This is a genomic window from Burkholderia sp. Bp8963 (assembly GCF_003854275.1).
Lineage (GTDB): Bacteria > Pseudomonadota > Gammaproteobacteria > Burkholderiales > Burkholderiaceae > Burkholderia.
Genome location: NZ_QTQP01000084.1, coordinates 1 through 18,839, shown reverse-complemented (window position 1 = coordinate 18,839; position 18,839 = coordinate 1). Strand labels below are relative to the sequence as shown.

At 63.5% G+C, this 18,839-nt stretch carries 15 protein-coding genes and 1 pseudogene; 7 read left to right on the top strand and 9 right to left on the bottom strand.

What is annotated here, in order from left to right; all coding sequences use genetic code 11:
* The coding region (locus tag DID96_RS35695; RefSeq protein WP_124603883.1) for a sigma-54-dependent Fis family transcriptional regulator at positions 1-1,268 on the top strand (1,268 nt) is incomplete at its 5' end.
* Between the two features lie 59 nt (positions 1,269-1,327).
* On the opposite strand, the gene DID96_RS35690 is transcribed toward DID96_RS35695, so the two are convergent.
* Both DID96_RS35690 and DID96_RS35685 read right to left on the bottom strand, forming a co-directional pair.
* A complete protein-coding gene (locus DID96_RS35690; protein ID WP_124603882.1) occupies positions 1,328-2,098 on the bottom strand; it encodes a PP2C family serine/threonine-protein phosphatase in 771 nt (256 codons plus the stop codon).
* A 20-nt stretch (positions 2,099-2,118) separates the two neighbouring features.
* Positions 2,119-2,403 carry a hypothetical protein gene (locus DID96_RS35685; protein ID WP_124603881.1) on the bottom strand — a complete coding sequence of 95 codons (285 nt, stop codon included), beginning with the start codon at positions 2,401-2,403 and terminating at the stop codon, positions 2,119-2,121.
* A 482-nt stretch (positions 2,404-2,885) separates the two neighbouring features.
* Between DID96_RS35685 and DID96_RS35680 the strand changes: the two genes are divergently transcribed.
* Both DID96_RS35680 and DID96_RS35675 read left to right on the top strand, forming a co-directional pair.
* Entirely contained in the window at positions 2,886-3,443 is a 558-nt protein-coding gene (locus tag DID96_RS35680) for a lecithin retinol acyltransferase family protein (RefSeq protein ID WP_124603880.1), read from the top strand.
* Between the two features lie 65 nt (positions 3,444-3,508).
* Positions 3,509-3,751, top strand: a complete 243-nt coding sequence (locus DID96_RS35675) for a hypothetical protein (protein WP_124603879.1) — start codon at positions 3,509-3,511, stop codon at positions 3,749-3,751.
* Positions 3,752-3,777: 26 nt separating this feature from the next.
* Here the strand turns inward: DID96_RS35675 and DID96_RS35670 are convergent, their stop codons facing one another.
* Positions 3,778-3,996 carry a hypothetical protein gene (locus DID96_RS35670; RefSeq protein ID WP_185732469.1) on the bottom strand — a complete coding sequence of 73 codons (219 nt, stop codon included), beginning with the start codon at positions 3,994-3,996 and terminating at the stop codon, positions 3,778-3,780.
* A gap of 382 nt (positions 3,997-4,378) precedes the next feature.
* Between DID96_RS35670 and DID96_RS35665 the strand changes: the two genes are divergently transcribed.
* Positions 4,379-6,493, top strand: coding sequence for a serine/threonine protein kinase (locus DID96_RS35665; protein WP_124603877.1), 2,115 nt, complete (start codon positions 4,379-4,381; stop codon positions 6,491-6,493).
* Positions 6,494-6,513: 20 nt separating this feature from the next.
* Here DID96_RS35665 and DID96_RS35660 read toward each other — a convergent pair whose 3' ends face one another.
* Both DID96_RS35660 and DID96_RS35655 read right to left on the bottom strand, forming a co-directional pair.
* Positions 6,514-6,972, bottom strand: a complete 459-nt coding sequence (locus DID96_RS35660) for a (2Fe-2S)-binding protein (protein ID WP_124603876.1) — start codon at positions 6,970-6,972, stop codon at positions 6,514-6,516.
* Positions 6,900-9,284, bottom strand: a complete 2,385-nt coding sequence (locus tag DID96_RS35655; RefSeq protein ID WP_124603875.1) for a xanthine dehydrogenase family protein molybdopterin-binding subunit — start codon at positions 9,282-9,284, stop codon at positions 6,900-6,902. Before DID96_RS35655 ends, DID96_RS35660 begins: the two co-directional genes overlap by 73 nt.
* A 302-nt stretch (positions 9,285-9,586) precedes the next feature.
* On the opposite strand from DID96_RS35655, the gene DID96_RS35650 reads away from it, so the two are divergent.
* Both DID96_RS35650 and DID96_RS39255 read left to right on the top strand, forming a co-directional pair.
* Positions 9,587-11,932 (top strand): hypothetical protein, encoded by a 2,346-nt coding sequence (locus tag DID96_RS35650; protein ID WP_124603874.1) that lies wholly within the window; start codon positions 9,587-9,589, stop codon positions 11,930-11,932.
* Positions 11,933-11,941: 9 nt separating this feature from the next.
* Positions 11,942-12,961, top strand: coding sequence for an NAD(P)/FAD-dependent oxidoreductase (locus DID96_RS39255; RefSeq protein WP_124603873.1), 1,020 nt, complete (start codon positions 11,942-11,944; stop codon positions 12,959-12,961).
* A 90-nt stretch (positions 12,962-13,051) separates the two neighbouring features.
* Here DID96_RS39255 and DID96_RS35640 read toward each other — a convergent pair whose 3' ends face one another.
* The 4 genes from DID96_RS35640 to DID96_RS35625 all read right to left on the bottom strand — a co-directional run bounded on the left by DID96_RS35640 (position 13,052) and on the right by DID96_RS35625 (position 16,621).
* Positions 13,052-13,312, bottom strand: a complete 261-nt coding sequence (locus DID96_RS35640) for a hypothetical protein (protein WP_124603872.1) — start codon at positions 13,310-13,312, stop codon at positions 13,052-13,054.
* Positions 13,313-13,584: 272 nt separating this feature from the next.
* Positions 13,585-14,562: a hypothetical protein gene (locus tag DID96_RS35635; RefSeq protein WP_124603884.1), complete on the bottom strand. Its 978-nt coding sequence runs from the start codon at positions 14,560-14,562 to the stop codon at positions 13,585-13,587.
* 106 nt (positions 14,563-14,668) lie between these two features.
* Positions 14,669-16,312 (bottom strand): DUF2334 domain-containing protein, encoded by a 1,644-nt coding sequence (locus tag DID96_RS35630; protein ID WP_124603871.1) that lies wholly within the window; start codon positions 16,310-16,312, stop codon positions 14,669-14,671.
* Positions 16,313-16,324: 12 nt separating this feature from the next.
* Positions 16,325-16,621 (bottom strand): hypothetical protein, encoded by a 297-nt coding sequence (locus DID96_RS35625; protein WP_124603870.1) that lies wholly within the window; start codon positions 16,619-16,621, stop codon positions 16,325-16,327.
* A 984-nt stretch (positions 16,622-17,605) separates the two neighbouring features.
* Between DID96_RS35625 and DID96_RS35620 the strand changes: the two are divergent.
* Positions 17,606-18,712 (top strand): annotated as a pseudogene (locus DID96_RS35620) (glycosyl transferase family protein); the annotation flags it as partial.
* Between the last annotated feature and the right edge of the window lie 127 nt (positions 18,713-18,839).

Genomic DNA, 18,839 nt, shown 5'->3' with positions numbered 1-18,839 from the left:
AAAAAAACGAGATCCTGCGCTCGATGCTGCGCTGGGCGCCCAAGCTCGAGCGCGCCGACATCGAGAAGCTGCTCAACCAGGCGAACGTGTTGCGCGACGAAGTCATGCAGATGTCGCGCAAGGAGCGCTTCGTCGAGGCGGCCGTGGCTGCGCCGCAGTCACCCGACGCGCCCGACACGCCCGACGCGCCGGAAGCCGTCGCGCCCGCGGCGCGCCAGCGCCGGCAGGCGCTGATCGAACGCAGCTTCATCTTCGAGGGCATCTTCGGCGACAACCCGAAGCTGCTCGCCGCGCTCGAAATTGCCGAAAAGGCCGCACCGACCGATCTGCCCGTGCTGATCGACGGTGAGAGCGGCACCGGCAAGGAACTGATGGCGAAAGTGATCCACGCAAACGGGGCGCGCGCCGACCGGCCGTACATCTCGGTGAACTGCGGCGCGATTCCCGACAATCTGCTCGAATCGGAGCTGTTCGGGCATCGGCGCGGTGCGTTCACTGGCGCGTCGAACGATCGCAAGGGCAAGTTCGAGAGCGCGCACACCGGCACGATCTTCCTCGACGAAATCGGCGAGCTGCCGCTGTCGGGCCAGGTCAAGTTGCTGCGCGTACTGGAATCGCACGAGATCCAGCGGGTCGGCTCGGACGAGCCGATTGCGGTCGATACGCGCATCGTCGCGGCCACCAACCGGAATCTGCGGAACTTGAGCGAACAGGGGCTCTTTCGCGAGGATCTGTTCTACCGCCTGAGCGTCATTCATCTGACGCTGCCGGCGCTGCGCGAGCGTCGCGACGAAATTCCGCTGCTGCTCGCCTACTTCGGCGACGAGGCGGCAGGGGCACTGAAGCGCAGGCCCATCAAGACGACGCCGAAGCTGCGCGACTTCCTGCTGACCTACGCGTATCCGGGCAACATCCGCGAGTTGCGCAACCTGGTCTACCGTCTGTCGTGTCTGGCCAGCGAGATCGCGGATATCGAGCACCTGCCCGAGGATATCAGTCCGAAATCGGCCGGGAGCGTCGTGCGTGCGGCGGATGACGCTACGCCCGCCAGGTCGATGTCGCTCAGCGACGCGAAACGCGCCGCAAGCGACGAGGCGGAGCGCGCGTTTCTCGAACGCGGGCTCCAGGAGACGGGCGGAACCGTGGCCGAACTGGCGCGCCGTTGCGAGATGAACCGGTCGCACCTGCAGATGCTGCTCAAGAAGCACGGCATCCGTTCGAAAGCGTTTCGTCATCCGGATGGCACGACGCCCGACAAGGAGGCGTGAGCAGAATGGGCGTGACCTTGCGCGTGCCCTTGCGCGTGACCTTGCGTGCGCTCGATCGATCAGCGTTGCACCGCAGGATTGGCGAGCGTCCGGTCTGACGCATCAGGATCGTCGGCGCGGATCACGATGGCGGTGACGTTGTCCCGCCCGCCTTCGCGCAACGCGCGCTCGACGAGCGCGTCCGTTGCGCGTGCGCAATCGCCGCCCGCGAGGGCGGTCGCGATGTCGGCTTCGTCAATCTCGTTGCTCAGGCCGTCGCTGCACAGCAGGAACATGTCGCCGTCGCACACGTCGATGCGGCGTTCGTCGAGCTGCAGCCGCTCGGCGGCGCCGACGGCGCGCGTGATGACGTGCTGGGCCGGGTGATGGCGCGCCTGCTGCGCAGTCAGGTGGCCCTGCGCCTGCAGTTCCGCGACATGACTGTGATCGAGCGTGAGCTGCGTCAGGTGCGCGTCGCGGTACAGGTAGATCCGGCTGTCTCCGGCCCAGAGCCAGCCGCATTGACGGCCGCTCGCGAGCAGCACCGCCACCGTGCTGCCGATCAGGCGTACGCCGCGGCGAGCGGCCGATTCGCGCAAGTGGGCGTTGGTGACATCGAGCGCGGTGCGCGCGTCCTCGATGAAGGCCGCGAGCGTGGCCGGGGCGGGCAGCCGTTCCAGCGCGTGCACGATCATCCGGCTCGCGAGATCGCCCGCGGAATGGCCGCCCATGCCGTCCGCCACGGCCCACAGGCCACGGTGCGGCAACGCGATGCAGTCGTCTTCGTTGATCTCGCGAACCAGGCCCACGTCAGTGCGCGAAGCCGACGTCCATTGCAGTTCTGCGCTCACGGCGCACCATCCCTTTCCGTCTAGACGAGCCGGTTTCTGCCGTCTGCGCCAACCCCGACCACGATGTTCGAGCCGGCCGCCGAGTTCGTGACGTCGATGTTCTGGATCTGGTTGAGCACCTGGTTCGCGTAGAACGTGTTGTACGTCTGATAGAGATTGACGACGGGCCCGAACGCCGGAGCCGGCGGCGCGTAGGGCTGGATCCAGCCGAATACCCACGGCGCACCTGCGCCGCGGATGAACGACATCGTCTTGCGGTCGAGGTCGCGCTGCATGTGAAGGTCGGTAATCGAGAGCGTGGTCATGATGAGTCTCCGTATGGGGGCTTGCCGACGGATCGGGTAACCGATAAACGCAAACCTCGTGCCATGCGTGACGCAACCCGCATGCGTTGCCCGGGCGCGTGCGTCGATCCGGTGAGCGCCGCACCCGGCAACGCACAGCGCGATCGACACGCGTTGCTTGCATGCTAGTGCGTCGCGGCGTTCTCCGGCAATGGTCGTGCGCAAGCCAACAGTCGCGCGCACGAATGTAATCGCGAAACCGACACATGCACCGGCAGGCGCAAACGGCGGTCCGACGCACCAACTGGCGCTTCCGCACCAACACAATTCCCGGCAAATGGTTGGCCGCGCGACGACAGAGCGGTGCGTCGCGCGCTGCGCATTTCCCGCAACGCGTTGCGCGACGGGCTCCCCGGCAATTGGCACGCTTGATGCAGGTTCGTTGGCAACCGGCTAACCCATTCGCAATACGGGCGGCCGCCAACCCGCAGACGGAGCCAGCCATGGAACTCGACCTTCAAGCAGCGAACAGCGCAGTGTCCCGCGCGGCGGCTGGCGCTGCGGAGGCGATCGCGGATGCCGCTTCGCTGCCCGTCTGCGACGACGCACTGCCGCTCGGCGCGCACCTGGTTTCCGATCGCACCGGCTACAGCCATCACGGCATCTATGTCGGCGACGGGCGTGTCGTCCACTACGCGGGGCTCTGCGCGTCGCTGCATCGCGGCCCGATCGAGGAGGTCACGCTCGAACGCTTCGCCGCCGGTCACGCGGTCCGCATCGCGCCGCATCCGTACGCAGCGTATGCGGGGCGCGCCGCGGTGCTGCGCGCGCGCTCCCGCCTTGGCGAAAACCGCTACCGCCTGCTGACGAACAACTGCGAGCACTTCTGCACGTGGTGCGTGGAAGGCACGGGCCACAGCGAGCAGGTTCGCACGTGCGTCATGCATCCGCGCACGGCACTTCGGTTCGCAATCCGGTTCGCGCTGTCCGCTTGCCGAGCGGTAATGGTGACGCGGCTGGCGGGCGGACGGTGCGCCGCGGCTGGAATCGCGACCGCGTAAGCGATCGCATAAGCGACTGTATAAGCGGCGTCCTGACGCGCTCGACGTTGCCACAGGGGGCTCAAATGAACGGTATCGGATCATCGCTGCGGATGCAGGTCGACAAGTGGCTCGCGCCGAGCGCGTGCGTGCCGGCGCGCGTCGTGTGTTTCAGCAGAATGGCTGCGCAACGGCGCCGCTATGTCTGCGTCGAGGCCGCGCATCCGGCCGGCACGATCGCGATCTTCTTCTTTCGTCACGACGACGGCTCATGGTGCGTGTTCCCGCCGGCCGACCGGCGGCCCGCGATGACGGCGCGAGCGGCCTGACGATGCGCAGCGGGCCGAGGTGTTCGTCAACGCAACAGCGTCGGGCGTGCCGGGGATGCCGCTGCTTCGGCCACCCGTGTGCGCGTCGACGCAGCGCCACGTGCGTCACTGTGAAGATAGGGGAAAGGCTGCGGCGCGAGCATCGTCTGATGCGCGCGGACCATCGCGCCACCCGTGATGGCGGCCATCGCCTGCCTGTCGAGGTCGACGCTTTCGGGAAGGTCGTGGATGACGAGAATGCCCATGGTTTGCTCCGCGAAACCGGATGGTAGGGGGCCGCCACGCAGCATCATGCGATGCGCCGGCGTACCCGCAATCTGTTCAGTATAGGTTTCGCGGCACGGTTGCGCGTGCTGCGGAAATCTAGTTCCGGCACTGATTGCACAGTGCGTTGCAGCAGACTAGTATGATTTGTTAGACATCCTGTCAGAAGTCCGGTGGACGGTGCGGTGCACAGTCGAATTCGTCTGACGATGATGCGGCGGCGAAGTGGATGAAATCGATGATGTCCGGACCCTCACCGATGCGTTGCACTGCATCGGTACACCAATCGACAGTCCTCGCGTGGGTGGCGCCGTGATGCGCCGAAGCGGGTCGGCCAGCTGAAGCTGAGTAGACGGCATACGAATGATGAGCTTTACGCAGCTGATTCAGACATTCCAGAGCGGAGCGCTGTCGCAGGAAGCGTTCTTCTCGGAAATCGACCGGGTGCTGGCGACCGCTCAGGTCAATTGCGCGCGGTTGCGCGAAGTGCTCGACGAGACGCAAACCACGCAGCCGCTGTCGGACGAGATCTATGCGGAAGTGCTGAAGCGCATCGAACGGTGTCACGACAAAACGGCATCCGCCGGCGACGCGACCCGGCTTCACGAGGGCGCGCTGCAGACGGACGCTCATCCGGGCACCCCGTCCGGCCCGTCGAGCGACGCAATGTTCGTCGACGGCGAGCGCGTGAAAGGCATCGGCGATACGCTGAACGGACGCTTCGTGCTGGAGGAGTGCCTTGGCATCGGCGGGATGGGCACCGTGTACAAGGCGCTCGACCTGCGCAAGCTGGAGGCCTCGGATCGCAGGCCGCACATTGCGATCAAGGTGCTCAACGTGCAGTTTCGCGGGCAGCCGACGTCGCTGATCGCACTTCAGCGTGAAGCGCGCAAGGCGCAGACGCTCGCCCATCGCAACATCGTCACCGTCTACGACTTCGATCGGGACGGGCCGCTCGTCTACCTCACGATGGAGTATCTGTCGGGCAAGCCGCTCAGCAAGGTGCTGCGTGCACCAGGCTTTGCCGGTATGCCGTTCGATGCCGCATCGCCGATCATCGCCGGCATGGGCCAGGCGCTCGCGTACGCGCATGAGCGCGGCTTCGTCCACTGCGATTTCAAGCCCGCCAATGTGTTTCTCACCGACCGGGGCGAGGTGAAGGTGATCGACTTCGGGATTGCACGCGCATTTCAGCGGCGCGACGAGGATCCCGACGTGACCGTGTTCGACCCGGCGAGCCTTGGCGGCATCACGCCGGCCTACGCGAGCCCGGAGATGTTCGAGCATCTCGAACCGGATCCGCGCGACGACGTCTACGCGCTCGCCTGCGTCACTTACGAATTGCTGACCGGACACCATCCGTTCGACCGGCTGTCGGCCACCCAGGCGCGTCACGATCACTTGCGGCCAGCGCGCCCGCCCGGTCTCGATCGCACCCAATGGCGAACCTTGAGCGCCGCGTTGTCGTTCGACCGCGCGACGCGCACGCCGAGCGTCAACCTGTTCCTGGCGGGCATGGGCGTGCTCAAGCGCGCTGCGTCGTCGGCATCGGGTGCACGAACAGGCGTGGCCGTGGGGGCGTGCGCATTGGCCGCGATCGCCGTGCTCTGGTACGGCTACCAGATGCTGTCGCGCAGCGGCGAAACGCGCCCCGCAACGGACATGCTCGCGCACGCGCCGGCAAGCGGCGGGAATGCCGCGAAGACGGGCGCCACGGCCGGCAGCGCACCCGTTGCCGCCGCGAACCCCGTACCCGCCGCTGCAAGTGCGCCGCCGCCGCCGGCAGCGGCACCGGCGCCGGCCATTGCGCTGGCGCCGGTGATGGCTGCGCTGGCCCGCCTGCCTTGTTCGGCGCTGGATGCGTCGGTGCAGGATCACGTGCTGCAGGTGCGGGGTTTTGTGGAAGCCGGTGTCGGTATCGCGCGGTTGCGAGCTGCGCTCAGCGGCATACCGGGCGGACAGGCGGCGAATCTCGATGTGCATCCGGTCGATACCCACAACTGCGAGGTCGTGAGCGCGCTCGCCCCCTATTGGCGATCGAACCGGGCATCGCCACACACCGCGTCGATCCGCACGCGACCGCCTGATGCGCATCTCGCGGAAGGCAACCCGCTGATCATCGACATCACGACACCCGGGTACGACTCGTACGTGAACGTCGACTATTACGTGCTGAACGGGAGCGTCGTGCATCTCGTGCCGAGCAGCCACGAACGCGACAACCAGGCGCCGCCGAATTATTCCGCGACGATCGGCGGCATGGGCGACTGGGTGATCGGCAAGCCGTTCGGGACCGAGATGATCGTGCTGCTCGTCACGCCGGCGCCGCTGTTCGACGGGATTCGCCCGCCATCCGAGCCGCGCGCGGCCTATCTCGCGGCGGTCGATCGCCAGTTGAAACAGTTCGAGGCCAAATACGGATCGGCGCGCATTGCCGCCGATTTCGTCCAGATCACGACGCATGCGGGCGGCAACTGATCAATCGGGTTCGTTCTCTATCAGAGGCCAAGTGACTCGGCCGCCTGGTGAATGGCTTTGCGGATGCGAGGAAACGTGCCGCACCGGCATGCAATGTCCTTCATCGCGTCGTTGATCTGGCGATCGTCGGGGCGCGGACATCGCATGAGCAGCGCAGTGGCGGCGACGAGCTGTGCGCTCTGGCAATAGCCGCACTGCACGACATCGAACGCGATCCAGGCGTCCTTCAGTGCGCGCGCTTCCTGGCTGTCCAGCCCTTCGATGGTCGTGATGCGCGCGCCGTTCAGTGTGCCGACCGGGATCTGGCAGGCAGGCACGGGCTGATCGTTCAGCAGCACCGTGCATGCGCCGCAGATCCCGACGCCGCAGCCGAACTTCGTGCCGGTCAGCTTCCGTTCGCAGCGAATCACCCAGAGCAGCGGCGTGTCGGGCTCGGCATTGACGTGAGCGGTTTCCCCGTTGATACGGACTGACACCATCGGTCGTCTCCTGGCTGCGGCGGGCGCGGCATGACGAGCGGCAATGAGCGATGGCGCGCCCCCGTGAGTGCAAACAGCGCATTCGCCACGGCCGGTGCAATCGGCGGCGTGCCCGCTTCGCCGACGCCGTGCGGTTCGGTCCCGCCTGCGATGACTTGCGTGACGATCTCGGGACACGTTTCCATGTTGACCAGCGGGTAGTCGTCGAAATAATGCTGCACGACTTGTCCTTTCTCGATCGTGATCGCCTGCTCGAGCGCGGCCGATAAGCCGAAGACGATCCCGCTTTCCATCTGCTGCTCGACGAGGTTCGGATTCACGGCCAGCCCGCAATCGATCACGCAGTACACGCGCGTCACGCGAAAGCCGTCGCCTTCCTGCCGGACTTCGGCGACTTGCGCGACCACGCTGCCGAACGATTCGTGCATCGCCATGCCGCGCGCGCGCCGCGCGCCGGTGTTGTCACGCGATGCAAACGGCGAACGCCAGCCGGACAACGCGACGAGCGCCCGCAACACGGTCGCATGGCGCTGGTGCGCCGGCTGCTTCAGCATGTCGAGGCGAAACGCGATCGGGTCTTTCCGTGCCAGCGCGGCCATCTCGTCGATGAAGCTCTCGACGAAGAACGCCTGATGCGAATGCCCGACGGAGCGCCAGTAGCCAACGGGAACCGGCAGCGCCACCGTATTGTGCTGGACGCAAATGTTCGCGCATTCATAGGGCTGGTCGAAGGCGCCTTCCGCCGTGGTGGCGTCGGGCAACAGCTTCGCGGCGATGCTCGGCGTGCCAAAGGTGCGGGGCATCGCTTGCGCGCTGATCGACTGGCTCACCGATAGGCCTTTCCATGCGACCAGCCTGCCGCTCGCATCGATCGCGCCGCTGTATCTCGCCACGCAGGCCGGGCGGTAGAAATCGTGCGTCATGTCCTGCGGGCGCGACCAGATCGTCTGCACGGGCCGCCCCTTCACATGTTGCGCGATGGCGGCGGCCTGCGTGATGAAGTCGACTTCCAGCCGCCGGCCGAAGGCCCCGCCGATCAATTGCTGATTCACGACCACCATGTCTTCGTCGAGGCCCAGCAGCGCCGCGACTGCGTTGCGTGCCAGCATGGGAACCTGCGTGCCGACCCAGATCGTTGCCGAGTCGTCGTCAACCTGCACCGTGCAATTCATCGGTTCGAGTGCCCCGTGAGCCAGATAGGGCACGTCGTACTGCGCGACCAACGGCTTCGTGTGGCTCAGCACGGCATCGGCGTCGCCAACGGTGTAGAAAACGTGGCCGCCCGCGTCGCCGTCGAGGGCGCGCGTCAACGCCGCGCGGACCTCCGCGGTATTCACGCCGGCAGCCGGCCCAGGGTCCCATGTGACCGACAACTGGCACAACGTCCGCATCGCGATGAACGGATTGTCCGCAATGACGGCAACGCCCCCCGTTCCGCCGTTGTATGGCTCGATTCTGAAGATGCCGGTCACGCCGTTCAGGCTGGCGACCCGGGACTTGTCGAAATCCAGCGCCTTTCCGCCAAGTGTCGGACACATCGTGACGCTCGCATACAGGAGCTTGTCCGGAAGCGCATCGATACCGAAACGCGCGCTGCCGTCGAGCTTCGAGTGCACCTCGATGCGGCCGAGCCGTTTCCCGACGAGTGTGTATGCCTTAGGGTCCTTGAATTCGACCTGCGTCGGGCGCGGCACGTGCTGCGCGAGCTGGACGAGTTCGCCATACGTCGCCGAGCGTCCCGATCGATGCCGCACCACGCCGGCTTTCGTTTCGCATTCCGCGACGGGCACGCCCCAAAGCTTCGCGGCAGCGCCGCACAGCATCATGCGGGCCGTGGCACCCGCCTCGCGCATGGGATCCCACAGATCGATCATGCTCGTCGATCCACCCGTCACCATCGAGCCCGCATAGCGTGCGCCGCGGCGCGCCAACGCCGCCATGCCGCGGGCGAGCAGGCCGTGATCGTCGGGGCGAAACGGAAGGCCGTCGGCGAGGTTCTCACGGTCTTTGTAGATCGTGTCGAGCGGCGACATGACGACGCGCACCCGCGACCAGTCCGCATCGAGCTCTTCCGCCAGCAGCATGGCCGCGCCAGTATGTACCCCCTGGCCCATTTCGGATTTGCTCATGACGATCGTCACGTCGTTGTCCGAATTGATCGTCACCCAGCCGTTCAGCGGCACATCGACGCGCGACGTCTCCAGTTTCGCGGGTGTCCCCAGCCGGTCGTCGGGGCGCCACCATGCCCAGCCGATCACGAGCATCCCCGTCGCGCCCGCACTGCCCAACAGGAAGGTTCTGCGCTTCAACATGATGTGGGCCGCCGACACGGGTTGATCGAGTCACCGCGCCTTCAACGCATCCGGCCACGCGCCTCGAGAATTCGATGTTTCAAACACGATCCTTCATTTCATTGCTGCTGCAATCACCTATATTAGTCACTGATATCGGCGACCGAGAACCTGAATGTGATTGGCGTTTGAAACAAGCACTGAAAACGCGACCGGTAGCGACCGGTAGCAACCGGTAGCGGCCGGATGGACAGGCCTGGCTTGCGGGACGCGAAGCGCATCGTGCCACCCGCTTCGAACGCACCACCCACCGGAGGTCGTTGATGCTAGTCGATGAGGTTCACGCGTTGCTGCTTGAACTGTCGGAGCCGTGGCGAGACGCGTTCAAACGTCACGGTCTCGATCTGTCCGATTCACGCACGCCCGAAGAGACCGCGAAGCGACTGCGTCAGCCACTGCCGATCGATTGGGACGACCCCCGCATTCACGATCTCTGCCCGGCCACCGAGCGGGCGATCGAGCCCGGCGACCCTGCGCGCAGTCTGATCTACCACATGCTTGCGCTGTCCGAGTGCCCGTCGCCCGATGGCGGCGTGCGTCTCGAAGCGATCGATCTGCTGGAGAACTACATCGATTCGCTCGCGCCGTTGCCTGCCGACTGGCAGACGCTGGACATCGCGGTGCTCGCTTACCAGTACAGGCCGGCGCGCCGCACCGGACATCAGCAGCATGCGGACCGCGTGTTCTCGCGACTCGGCATTGCACGCAATGGCGACACCGACGCATGCTATGACGAGCAGACCCGCAGCTTCGTGCCGCACGTGCAGGACGGGATCGAGCATGTGCGCGCGATGCCGGCACGCTACGGCGCGTTCCTGGTCCGCCGGGTCAGCGGTCCCGACACGCTCGCGCTGATCGAAGGCAAGCAATCGGGCGACGAGCAGCGAACCTTCATCGAGCCCGTGCGCAAGCTGTTTCCCGATGAATGCGTGCCCGGACTCCACCTGACGTTGAAGTATGGCCACCGCCATGTCGGCGAGAAGCTGAAGCGGGCCGCCGAAGCACGCTGGGGCGTGCGGCCGTCGCCTGCGGGTGATCTGCACGGCGCACCGTATGCCGTCTGCTGTCAGGACCCCGGCGCGGCAACGGCTGCCGGTCCGGACGCACCGGCCGTCGCACTGAAGCGCTCGGGCGCAGCCGTGCTGTTGATGCCGGCCGCGCGGCCCCTGATCGAGCCCGTGACCGCCGTCGACTTCGGGGTGCGCGGCTTTGGCGTGCCGGCTCGATGGCGACTGGTGCCGCTCGCCAACCGGCGCTTCACGACGATGAGAATCATCACGAACCTGTGGAAGCTGGTGCTGGCCGCCATCGACGAGGTGCGCCAGCAATATTTTCCGCATTTCGCGCCCGGATGGCTTCGATTTCCCGAACCCCGCAATGCACCGGAGTTCATCAACATCCGCCACAAGGCGCATGAGAACGGCACCTACACGGACATGCGCGCCGATCCCGTCAACCGGCAGGACTTTCTCGGGGAGGTCAGCAAAGGCGGCTATCGCGCGCAGCTGTTTCTGGATCACTGCACGGAAGGAATCCTGACGATCGACGTCGCCGAGCTGGCGGAACATGCTGTGTTGCCGGCCTATTCGGTCGTCGCCGCGCCGGATTTCTATCCGTACGCCGACCAGGCGGAACTGCAGCGCTGGTTCACGGACCGGCAGATCGATCCGAAGTCGCAGTTCAGAAGCGGCTCGCCGATATCGCTCAGCGCCGAGCGTCTCGCGGCCAATCCCGGTCATATCGATCCGTTCAGGAACACGCAGGCGTTTTCGCCGAATGACACGACGGTCGCTGTCGCGTTCAGCCTCACGGCGCGCGCAAGGCGGCGCGGCAGGGAGGTGCATGCGCCGCGCATGACGTCGTTCCTGTCGGACGCGTCTTCGGGTGTCTTTGCGCCCGGCTGGGACGTCACCTATGCAGGCGATCGGCGGGGCATCTTCCTCGCAACCTTCGGGCTGGGCAGCCCGTTCGCCGAAGATATCAAGCTCTGCGCGGCTTCAAACAGCTTCTGGCCTGCCGTGAGTCCGGATGCGTCGAGAACCTTCAATCGGGTCGACGCGCCGACCGCGATCCCGATGCTCGACCATGAACTCGGCTTGCATCCGTCGCATCCGCTGGTTACGCGCGGGGACGAGTCGAATACGCGGCGCGGATGGGACGGCGAATACGGGCCGTACCTGACGCCCGACGGCAGCGTGGATTACGCAGACATCGAACGCTCGGACTACGTTGCAAACGCGCTGCACGGCGAGATGCTGTACGGCGCATTCGAGCATGTCGATTCTGCCGAGCTGATCCGGCGGATCAGTGCATTGCGCCATGCCGTCGCGGCATGCGACAACGGGCAAACGCCTTCGCATACGAAACTGTGGCTGGTATCCGCAAGGGCGCTCCGCGAAGCCGGCGATGCGAACGCTCCCGGCGCTGCCCGGTGCTATCGCTTTCTTTTTGTCGTTCCTGCCGATGATGCCGGCGCGCCGAAGCAGCACACGCCGGGACGACTGCGCGTGCGCTACGGGCAGGCGATCCGTTGCGATGCGACCGAGGCTCGGGTGGTCGGGCCCGTGTCGCGCTGCGCACCGGGGCCTGACGCGCTCGGGCTTTACTGAGTGACCGCGATGCACGCGATTGACGTGCTCGTCGTCGGTGACGGGCCTGCCGGATGTGCTGCAGCGATCGCTGCGGCGAGGGCGGGAGGCGACGTCTGGATGCTGGGTCGCGGCCGTTCGCACACCGCGCCGGAATGCGTGTCCGGCGCCGCGCTGACGCTGCTCGATCGACTGTCGCCGAGTCTGGCCCGACAACCGGATACCTGGCTCGACGGCCTTGCCGATGCGCAGCGGGGACGTGCGGTCATACGCAGCCGCCTCGACGATGGCTTGCGTGCCGAAGCGTTGGCCGCAGGCGTGCTCTATGCGTGCGCGCCGGCTGGCGGACTTGCACCACGCGTCGAACACGGAACGGTCGTCGGCATCACGCATGGTGACGGCGACGGTGACTGCGACGTCCGCGCAAGCGTCGTGATCGACGCGACAGGCATCAACGGCTGGCTGCGTCGCGCGCTTCGGCTCGATGTGGCGATCGACTCGTCACGGTTCTGGCTTCGCCGCGGCTACGCGCGTGCGGACCGGGCGCGCATCGGCACAACCTGGCAAATCGCGCGGGGTGGCTGGCTCTGGTTGAGAGCAACGTCCACGCTGCAAATCTGGACGTCGCTATCGACGCTGCGTGATGGCGATATCACGTGGCCAGTGGACGCAATGCCCGTCGGGCCGGTGTGGCGCGAGTGCAGGCGCTGGCAGTGTCTGCGCCAGCCTGCGGGGCCGGGCTATATCGTGTGCGGCGATGCGGCCGGCTATCTCGACCCGGCGACAGGAGACGGCTTGCGTTTTGCGATCGCATCTGGCCTCCACGCGGGCGCAATGGCCGTCGAGGTTGCGCGTCATCCCGATCGGGCGAGCGTGCTGGCCGCGCTGTACAGCGACTGGGTGGCACAAAGTTACGCGCGCGATAGGGCCGTGCTGGCACAGAGTTACACACGTGCGGGGCTGGATATCGGGTGGCGCGACCCGGCAAGCCGCCTTCGTTTTGATACATGCAAGAAAGCCCGCCAACGGAACACGCTTGGCGGGCTTTAACCGCCGCGAGAGTGAAACCCGCGGCGGTCTGGAGAACTTCGGTGCAACGCGATCGAACACGGCTGCCACTGCGAGGCGGCATCGTGAAGCTTACAGGCCGAGCTTCGCGATAACCTGGCCGCCGAGGTTGTTGATCGAATTGGTCACGTTGGTGAGATCCAGGTGGGTCGATGCATCGACCTGAGTCACCGGGGCCGTGATGGTGTTGGGGCTGGCGAACGAGAAACCGCTGCCGGTAGAGATATTGTTGACGCCGAAATTGCCGAACACGCTACCACCGCTGACGGAAGCCATTTCCTTGCGGCTGAGTTCTTGGGCGCGGGACAGGTCGTTGATCATCAGTGCGGACATGGTAAATCTCCTTGGGTTAGCTGCAGTCTGGAAAAGAGCACGTTTCGTTGCGCTCGCAGCTACATATGCACGGGACGTGCCAGTGCCGATTCATGTACCCCGGAGGTTCACCTAACCTCATGAAAACAAACGAAATTCAATCTGGTTGCCGCCATTTCGCACGGCTCGCCGAGCAAGCTTGAAGCGCGACGATGTCTGGTCTTCCCAAACCATTTCCCTGGCAGCTGTTTGCATTCACCCAACATGACGGAGCGCAGACGTGGACGGGGCGATCAGGGCCCCGTAACGGCCTGCTTGACCGGGGCCGGCTCGGACGTCCTGGTTGTCAGCTCGCGGGTGAGATCGTCCGACACGTAGTGAGGGCCATCGAACAGATAGATCGGATAGCCCCGATAGGCCAACAGTTGCTTGGTCAATTCTTCGGCGCGGGCTGCACGGAAGCCGCCATGCTCGGCTGGCCGGAAGGCTTCGGCAATGACCCGCACGCGTTGCTTTCCCAGGCGTGAAGCCAGTTCATCGACGTAGGCGCGTGCCACGTATGGCTCACGTGCGTATACGCCGCAGCCATCCTGAAAGAACACGCCGACGTCGGACGGCAGCCAGGATGTGAGCCAGTCAGCCAGTGCTTTTCCGCCGATATTGGTCTGGTCGTAGACGCTCACCCAAAGCGGACGTGGCAGTCGTTGGAGGATCTCGGCAAGCTTGGGCGCCTCCTGCCAGGTCGGATCGATTTCGACGGGGAAGTAGTAGCCGGTGACATGCAATGGCATAGGGACGCGTGCCACCGCGGCGGACTGGTCCGCGAGCGTCGACAGGTGGGTGCGCGCACGTTTTTCGTCCTGGTACCCGGCAAGGCCCAGGATGACGTTCCTGGCCCACGGTGCACGATTGATGCGTTCCCAGTCGGGAAGGTGCGCCGCGGTGTGGATCCCGGTATTGGCAACGAACGCGGTATCGTCGACGACCACCCATTGAATCAACAGATCGCGTACGCCGAGCATCTGCCAGTTGCCGACGGGGTTCGTCGTCGCGTTGTCCACCTGCCAGACGATGCCGTCGGCGTGGACGTTGTCGTGCGCTGTCCAGCTGCAGGCGGCCAGCCCAAGCGACACGCCGATCGCCGCGAACGTCGCTGCACGGCTCGCGCGTGCATGCGGCCCGGCGATGGGCCGATGTGGCCGACCGCATCGCCGAAACTGGTTCACACGTTGTTGAATTCTGCGCACGACCGGGATCGAGCACATGGTCATTGCAAACTCCCCGGAAGCAATGTCGTGCGTCATCGTAACCGATTGATCGCAACCGTGCGACCCGCGTTACCGATACGGGTCGCACGTGGCTGCCGCCATGCCGGCATCACTTGGCAGTCGTGCCGTCTACCCACGTATAGCCGAGATTCGTGATGCCTGTTATCAAACTCTGGAAGTCCTGATACGCCGGCAATCCGAGATCGGGTTCAAGCCAGTACGGATGGAAGAAGAACGACGCGAAACCGTCCCGCACGACCAGGCCATATTGAGCGTTCGTGACGAGTTGCTGCCACGGATACGCGATACACGAGAAGGGGTCGATATTGCAGATGTTGTACTGGATGCTGCCCAGGTTCTCCGGAATGATCCGCTGCCCGTAGTAATCGGCGTTGATGATGTACGGAAAAAACTGCCCGGCTGAAAAGTCCTGGTTCGGTGCGCCGGTTCCCAGTTGGGGATTGACCGCGGTGTAATAGACAGCCCGCTGGAACGTCGTCGGAAAATGGGCGGCGGTGGCCGACGCGGCCAGCGGTGAAACCTGGTACTGTGGCGCGGCCCATCCGACGACCTTGTAGCCGTTGCTCGTAAACTCGGTGATGCCGTCAATCATCCTGCCTGCTGCCCATTGAACGGAGTCCTCATCGACGGGACGGTTCTGGACCGCGTACCAGAACTCGTAATCGCTGCCGCTGACCGCAGTGAGCAGATTCGGCGTCGAATCGTACTGGTGCGTATAGCCATGCATCACGATCGAGCCGCCACGCGTCAACGCGTAGTTCAGCGCACTCTTGAGGCCAGTCGCCTGTGACAGGTGGATGGTCTCGGCAACGCCTCCGTTGTAATAGCCGTTCGGATCCGTGTACACCGGAATGGTCGCCATCGTGAACGGGATCCGCTTCGAGTACAGGTAATTGGTCAGCGTCTTCATCGAGCTCGTCGTTGTATACGCGTCCAGGTCCTCCAGACGCACAAGCGCACGATGGTTCACCGGGGCATTGGTCCGCAGGATATCGTGCAGGACATCGCATATCACCAGGTATCGATCCGCCGGGCCGATGTAGGAAAACGGCACATCGGCGAAATACCAGAAGTTTCCCGAGTGCATGATGTACGGCGCGCTCGCGCCATTCTTGCTGTTCTTGATCGTGACGAGCGCCTGCGCCTTGGTGGCATCGACGACCTGGGTCAGCCCTACATCCGGGTCCGCATTGACGCCGCCGGTTGAGGCGTCGTATGCGTAGTACTTGACCATCGGCATGTTCTTGTACGTGACCGTGTCATAGAAGCCCGGATTCGGATTGCTGGAAGAAGGTGTCGCATTCAACCCGGCCACGCCAAGAAAGCTGAAGCCGAACGTCTGGTTGAACGTGTAGGCGGTGTTCCACGCAAGCTGCCACAAGTTGTATTTGAACCAGACGACGGTCTTCGTGGTAGTCATCACGTCGCTCATGAACGTGGCCGGAATCGGGTTGTTGTAGTAGTTGCCGATGTAGAACGTGACGTCGTGGTTTTTCACCATTCCGGACGTATAGTTCTGAACCGGAACGAGATCGACCGTTGTATTGAAATGGCCAAGCAGGTTTCGCAACATGATGCTGTACATCAGGCCAAGCTTCGAATAGGGGTCGTTGGCCGGATTGTCGTATAGCACGAGCGTGTGTGCCGTGGTGGTCTGCGCGCGCGCCGTACCAGGCAGCGTGAGCTGCGCGAAACCGACCAGCAGGGCGATGACGAGAATGATCTTTTTCATGGCCATTTCTCCTTAGTCACGTTCCACATTGCCACCGGCCCGCTTGACGGACTTCCTGTTGAATGCGGGGCGTCCGGTTTCCTTGTATGCCTTCTTCCATTCCTCGTCGGACATGCCGGGCTTCACGATGACGTGAGCAGAGCCGTTCGGCAAGGCAGGCGGCTTTGCCTTTGTTGAAGAAACGGGACTTTTTCCTTGCGCAGTCGCGTCATGAGCGACGAGGGCGATACACCCCGTAGTAGTGAACATGACAAGGGCCAAAAGGGTGCCAAACGTTTGCCTGCGCGGTTGATTGTGATCGAAAGGCATGATTTTTATCCTTTGATTCGCTGCGTATGTTCGTATTACTAATTAATTGAGTTTGATGATGTGCCGGGCAGTCGGAGTCGGATGATTTATCTCATGGAGGTTTCCTGCGCGCTTGACACTGGAGAAATTTCCAGAATCACCCCGCATTCAAGCGAAAACCGTACCTTGAGCCGCAAATGCGCATGGACCAAGGCGCGCCGGTTCGCGTTTCATTGCAACCCGGAATTACTTCGGTAAAACGTTTCTGCAATGTAACGCAACCGATTGGGCGGGGCCCAGGCGGATAAGCGACGCCAGTTTGGACGAGTCAGGGAAAACCAGTTCCTCCTCACATCCGGCGGTCGGTGTCGAGGTTGTCGACCCGGATGGATCGCGCCCTGAAATGACGGTTCATCGATCCGCTATTTCGGACCCGGTGCAGGTGTTTCCGATCAGTGACCACGGAAACTGCTTGACGACTCTCCCGATGAACCCGATTTCGTCCGAACGGGGGATACAAATGGCTGTTCCTCGGATCACGTCTTTTCGCGTTTCAGGGTTGAAACATTTCGCCCGGGGCCGGTGTTCCAATTTTGTATGGCACGCTCCGAGGCCGGAATATCAAGGGTGGCGCGGCGATGGCGCGCGACTTGCTTGGTGAACATTGCCTTGAAAAGACGGTGCGGGGGAACACCGCGAGGAGTCGGAACGAGAACAGCTGCAAGCACCGATGGGAGGGGACCCATTCCGGCCGGGGATTGAGGCAAGCAGGCGAAGGACCCAATGCCGACAGTTATCCGGTGGACGCATTGCAGCGACAGTGATGGTAGATGGTTGTATCGAGAACGCTCGAGGCCTGACTGAGCTTTCGCGAGAAACGGGGTTTTGTGCAGCGTCAGCCGCGAAGTTGGAGCGACGGGGTCGACGAGGGCGGGGAGACATCCGCCTGGTGTTGGCATGGAAGGCGCGACGCATCACATAAGAGAAATAACGGGGCAAAAAATGATGGATAATATGATTTGGAGTGCGTATTTATATGCACTTGATGTCATCGCTTTTTTGACCGCAATTGTCATCCTGGTGAGCACATTGGATGACCTTGTACTGGATGCTTGCTATTGGGCATTCGAGATCGGGCGGATTCTGCGGCGTGAAAAACCGCAGACTATCGATATCGGCATGCTGCGCTCCCTGGAAGAGCGCCATCTGGCGATAATGGTGCCGGCCTGGAAAGAGTATGACGTGATCGCCAAAATGATCGAAAACACCTTGGCGACCATGGAGTACGAGCGATATGTGATTTTCGTCGGGACCTATCACAACGACGCAGAAACCACGGCGGAAGTCGACCGGATGGTTCGCCGGTATCCTGGCAGGGTAACGCGCGCAACGGTCATGAACGATGGGCCGACCTGCAAGGCGGACTGCCTGAACTGGATCATTGCCGCCATCCTGCGTTACGAAGAGATCCATCATATGCAGTTCGCGGGCGTCGTCATGCACGACTGCGAGGATGTCATTCATCCGGTTGAACTCAAATACTTCAACCACGCCGTTTCGGATAGTGATCTGATCCAGCTTCCCGTCCTGTCATTGCCCCGGAAATGGAACGAGTTCGTGGCCGGATGCTACATGGACGACTTCAGCGAAACGCACCAGAAGGACGTGCCCTCGCGAGCGCGTCTGACCGGTGTCGTACCCGGCGCGGGCGTTGCGTCGTGCTATAGCAGGCGCGCGATCGAAGCGGCGATGAAGGACCGCGATGGTTGCCCGTTTAATACGAGCTCGCTGACCGAGGACTATGACTTCAGCTTTCGGTTGAAAGACCTGGGCATGAAGGAGACCTTTGCGCGCTATCCGCTTTCGGACACGGCGTATGAAACCGGGGCGACGGGTGACAGTGGTCGGGTCATAAACCGCAACCTGCTGGCGACCCGAGAATATTTTCCAAAAACATTCAGGACTGCGTATCGGCAGCGAGCAAGATGGATCCTTGGCATCGCATTTCAAGGCTGGGAGCAACTCGGCTGGAAGGGGGGGCTTCTCACGCGCTACATGTTCTTCCACGACCGCAAGGGTATCGTTACCTCGCTGTTTTCGGTGATCGCCTATGCCTCTTTTGAATTTCGAGTGGGTGGTATCGTCTCGTTTTTCCTGTAGACAAGAAGGTAAATGATGCACAGCAAGCTGTTCGAAGCCGCCCTGGGTGTGAACGCTCCGTGGTTTGTGAGCGGTGTCG

What these genes read in the sequence shown, in the direction of transcription:
- DID96_RS35685 (WP_124603881.1), bottom strand. Translation starts at nt 2,403, where the DNA reads ATGACCACGCTCTCGATTACCGACCTTCACATGCAGCGCGACCTCGAC.
- DID96_RS35680 (WP_124603880.1), top strand. Translation starts at nt 2,886, where the DNA reads ATGGAACTCGACCTTCAAGCAGCGAACAGCGCAGTGTCCCGCGCGGCG.
- DID96_RS35675 (WP_124603879.1), top strand. Translation starts at nt 3,509, where the DNA reads ATGAACGGTATCGGATCATCGCTGCGGATGCAGGTCGACAAGTGGCTC.
- DID96_RS35670 (WP_185732469.1), bottom strand. Translation starts at nt 3,996, where the DNA reads ATGGGCATTCTCGTCATCCACGACCTTCCCGAAAGCGTCGACCTCGAC.
- DID96_RS35665 (WP_124603877.1), top strand. Translation starts at nt 4,379, where the DNA reads ATGATGAGCTTTACGCAGCTGATTCAGACATTCCAGAGCGGAGCGCTG.
- DID96_RS35660 (WP_124603876.1), bottom strand. Translation starts at nt 6,972, where the DNA reads ATGGTGTCAGTCCGTATCAACGGGGAAACCGCTCACGTCAATGCCGAG.
- DID96_RS35655 (WP_124603875.1), bottom strand. Translation starts at nt 9,284, where the DNA reads ATGTTGAAGCGCAGAACCTTCCTGTTGGGCAGTGCGGGCGCGACGGGG.
- DID96_RS35650 (WP_124603874.1), top strand. Translation starts at nt 9,587, where the DNA reads ATGCTAGTCGATGAGGTTCACGCGTTGCTGCTTGAACTGTCGGAGCCG.
- DID96_RS39255 (WP_124603873.1), top strand. Translation starts at nt 11,942, where the DNA reads ATGCACGCGATTGACGTGCTCGTCGTCGGTGACGGGCCTGCCGGATGT.
- DID96_RS35640 (WP_124603872.1), bottom strand. Translation starts at nt 13,312, where the DNA reads ATGTCCGCACTGATGATCAACGACCTGTCCCGCGCCCAAGAACTCAGC.
- DID96_RS35635 (WP_124603884.1), bottom strand. Translation starts at nt 14,562, where the DNA reads ATGACCATGTGCTCGATCCCGGTCGTGCGCAGAATTCAACAACGTGTG.
- DID96_RS35630 (WP_124603871.1), bottom strand. Translation starts at nt 16,312, where the DNA reads ATGAAAAAGATCATTCTCGTCATCGCCCTGCTGGTCGGTTTCGCGCAG.
- DID96_RS35625 (WP_124603870.1), bottom strand. Translation starts at nt 16,621, where the DNA reads ATGCCTTTCGATCACAATCAACCGCGCAGGCAAACGTTTGGCACCCTT.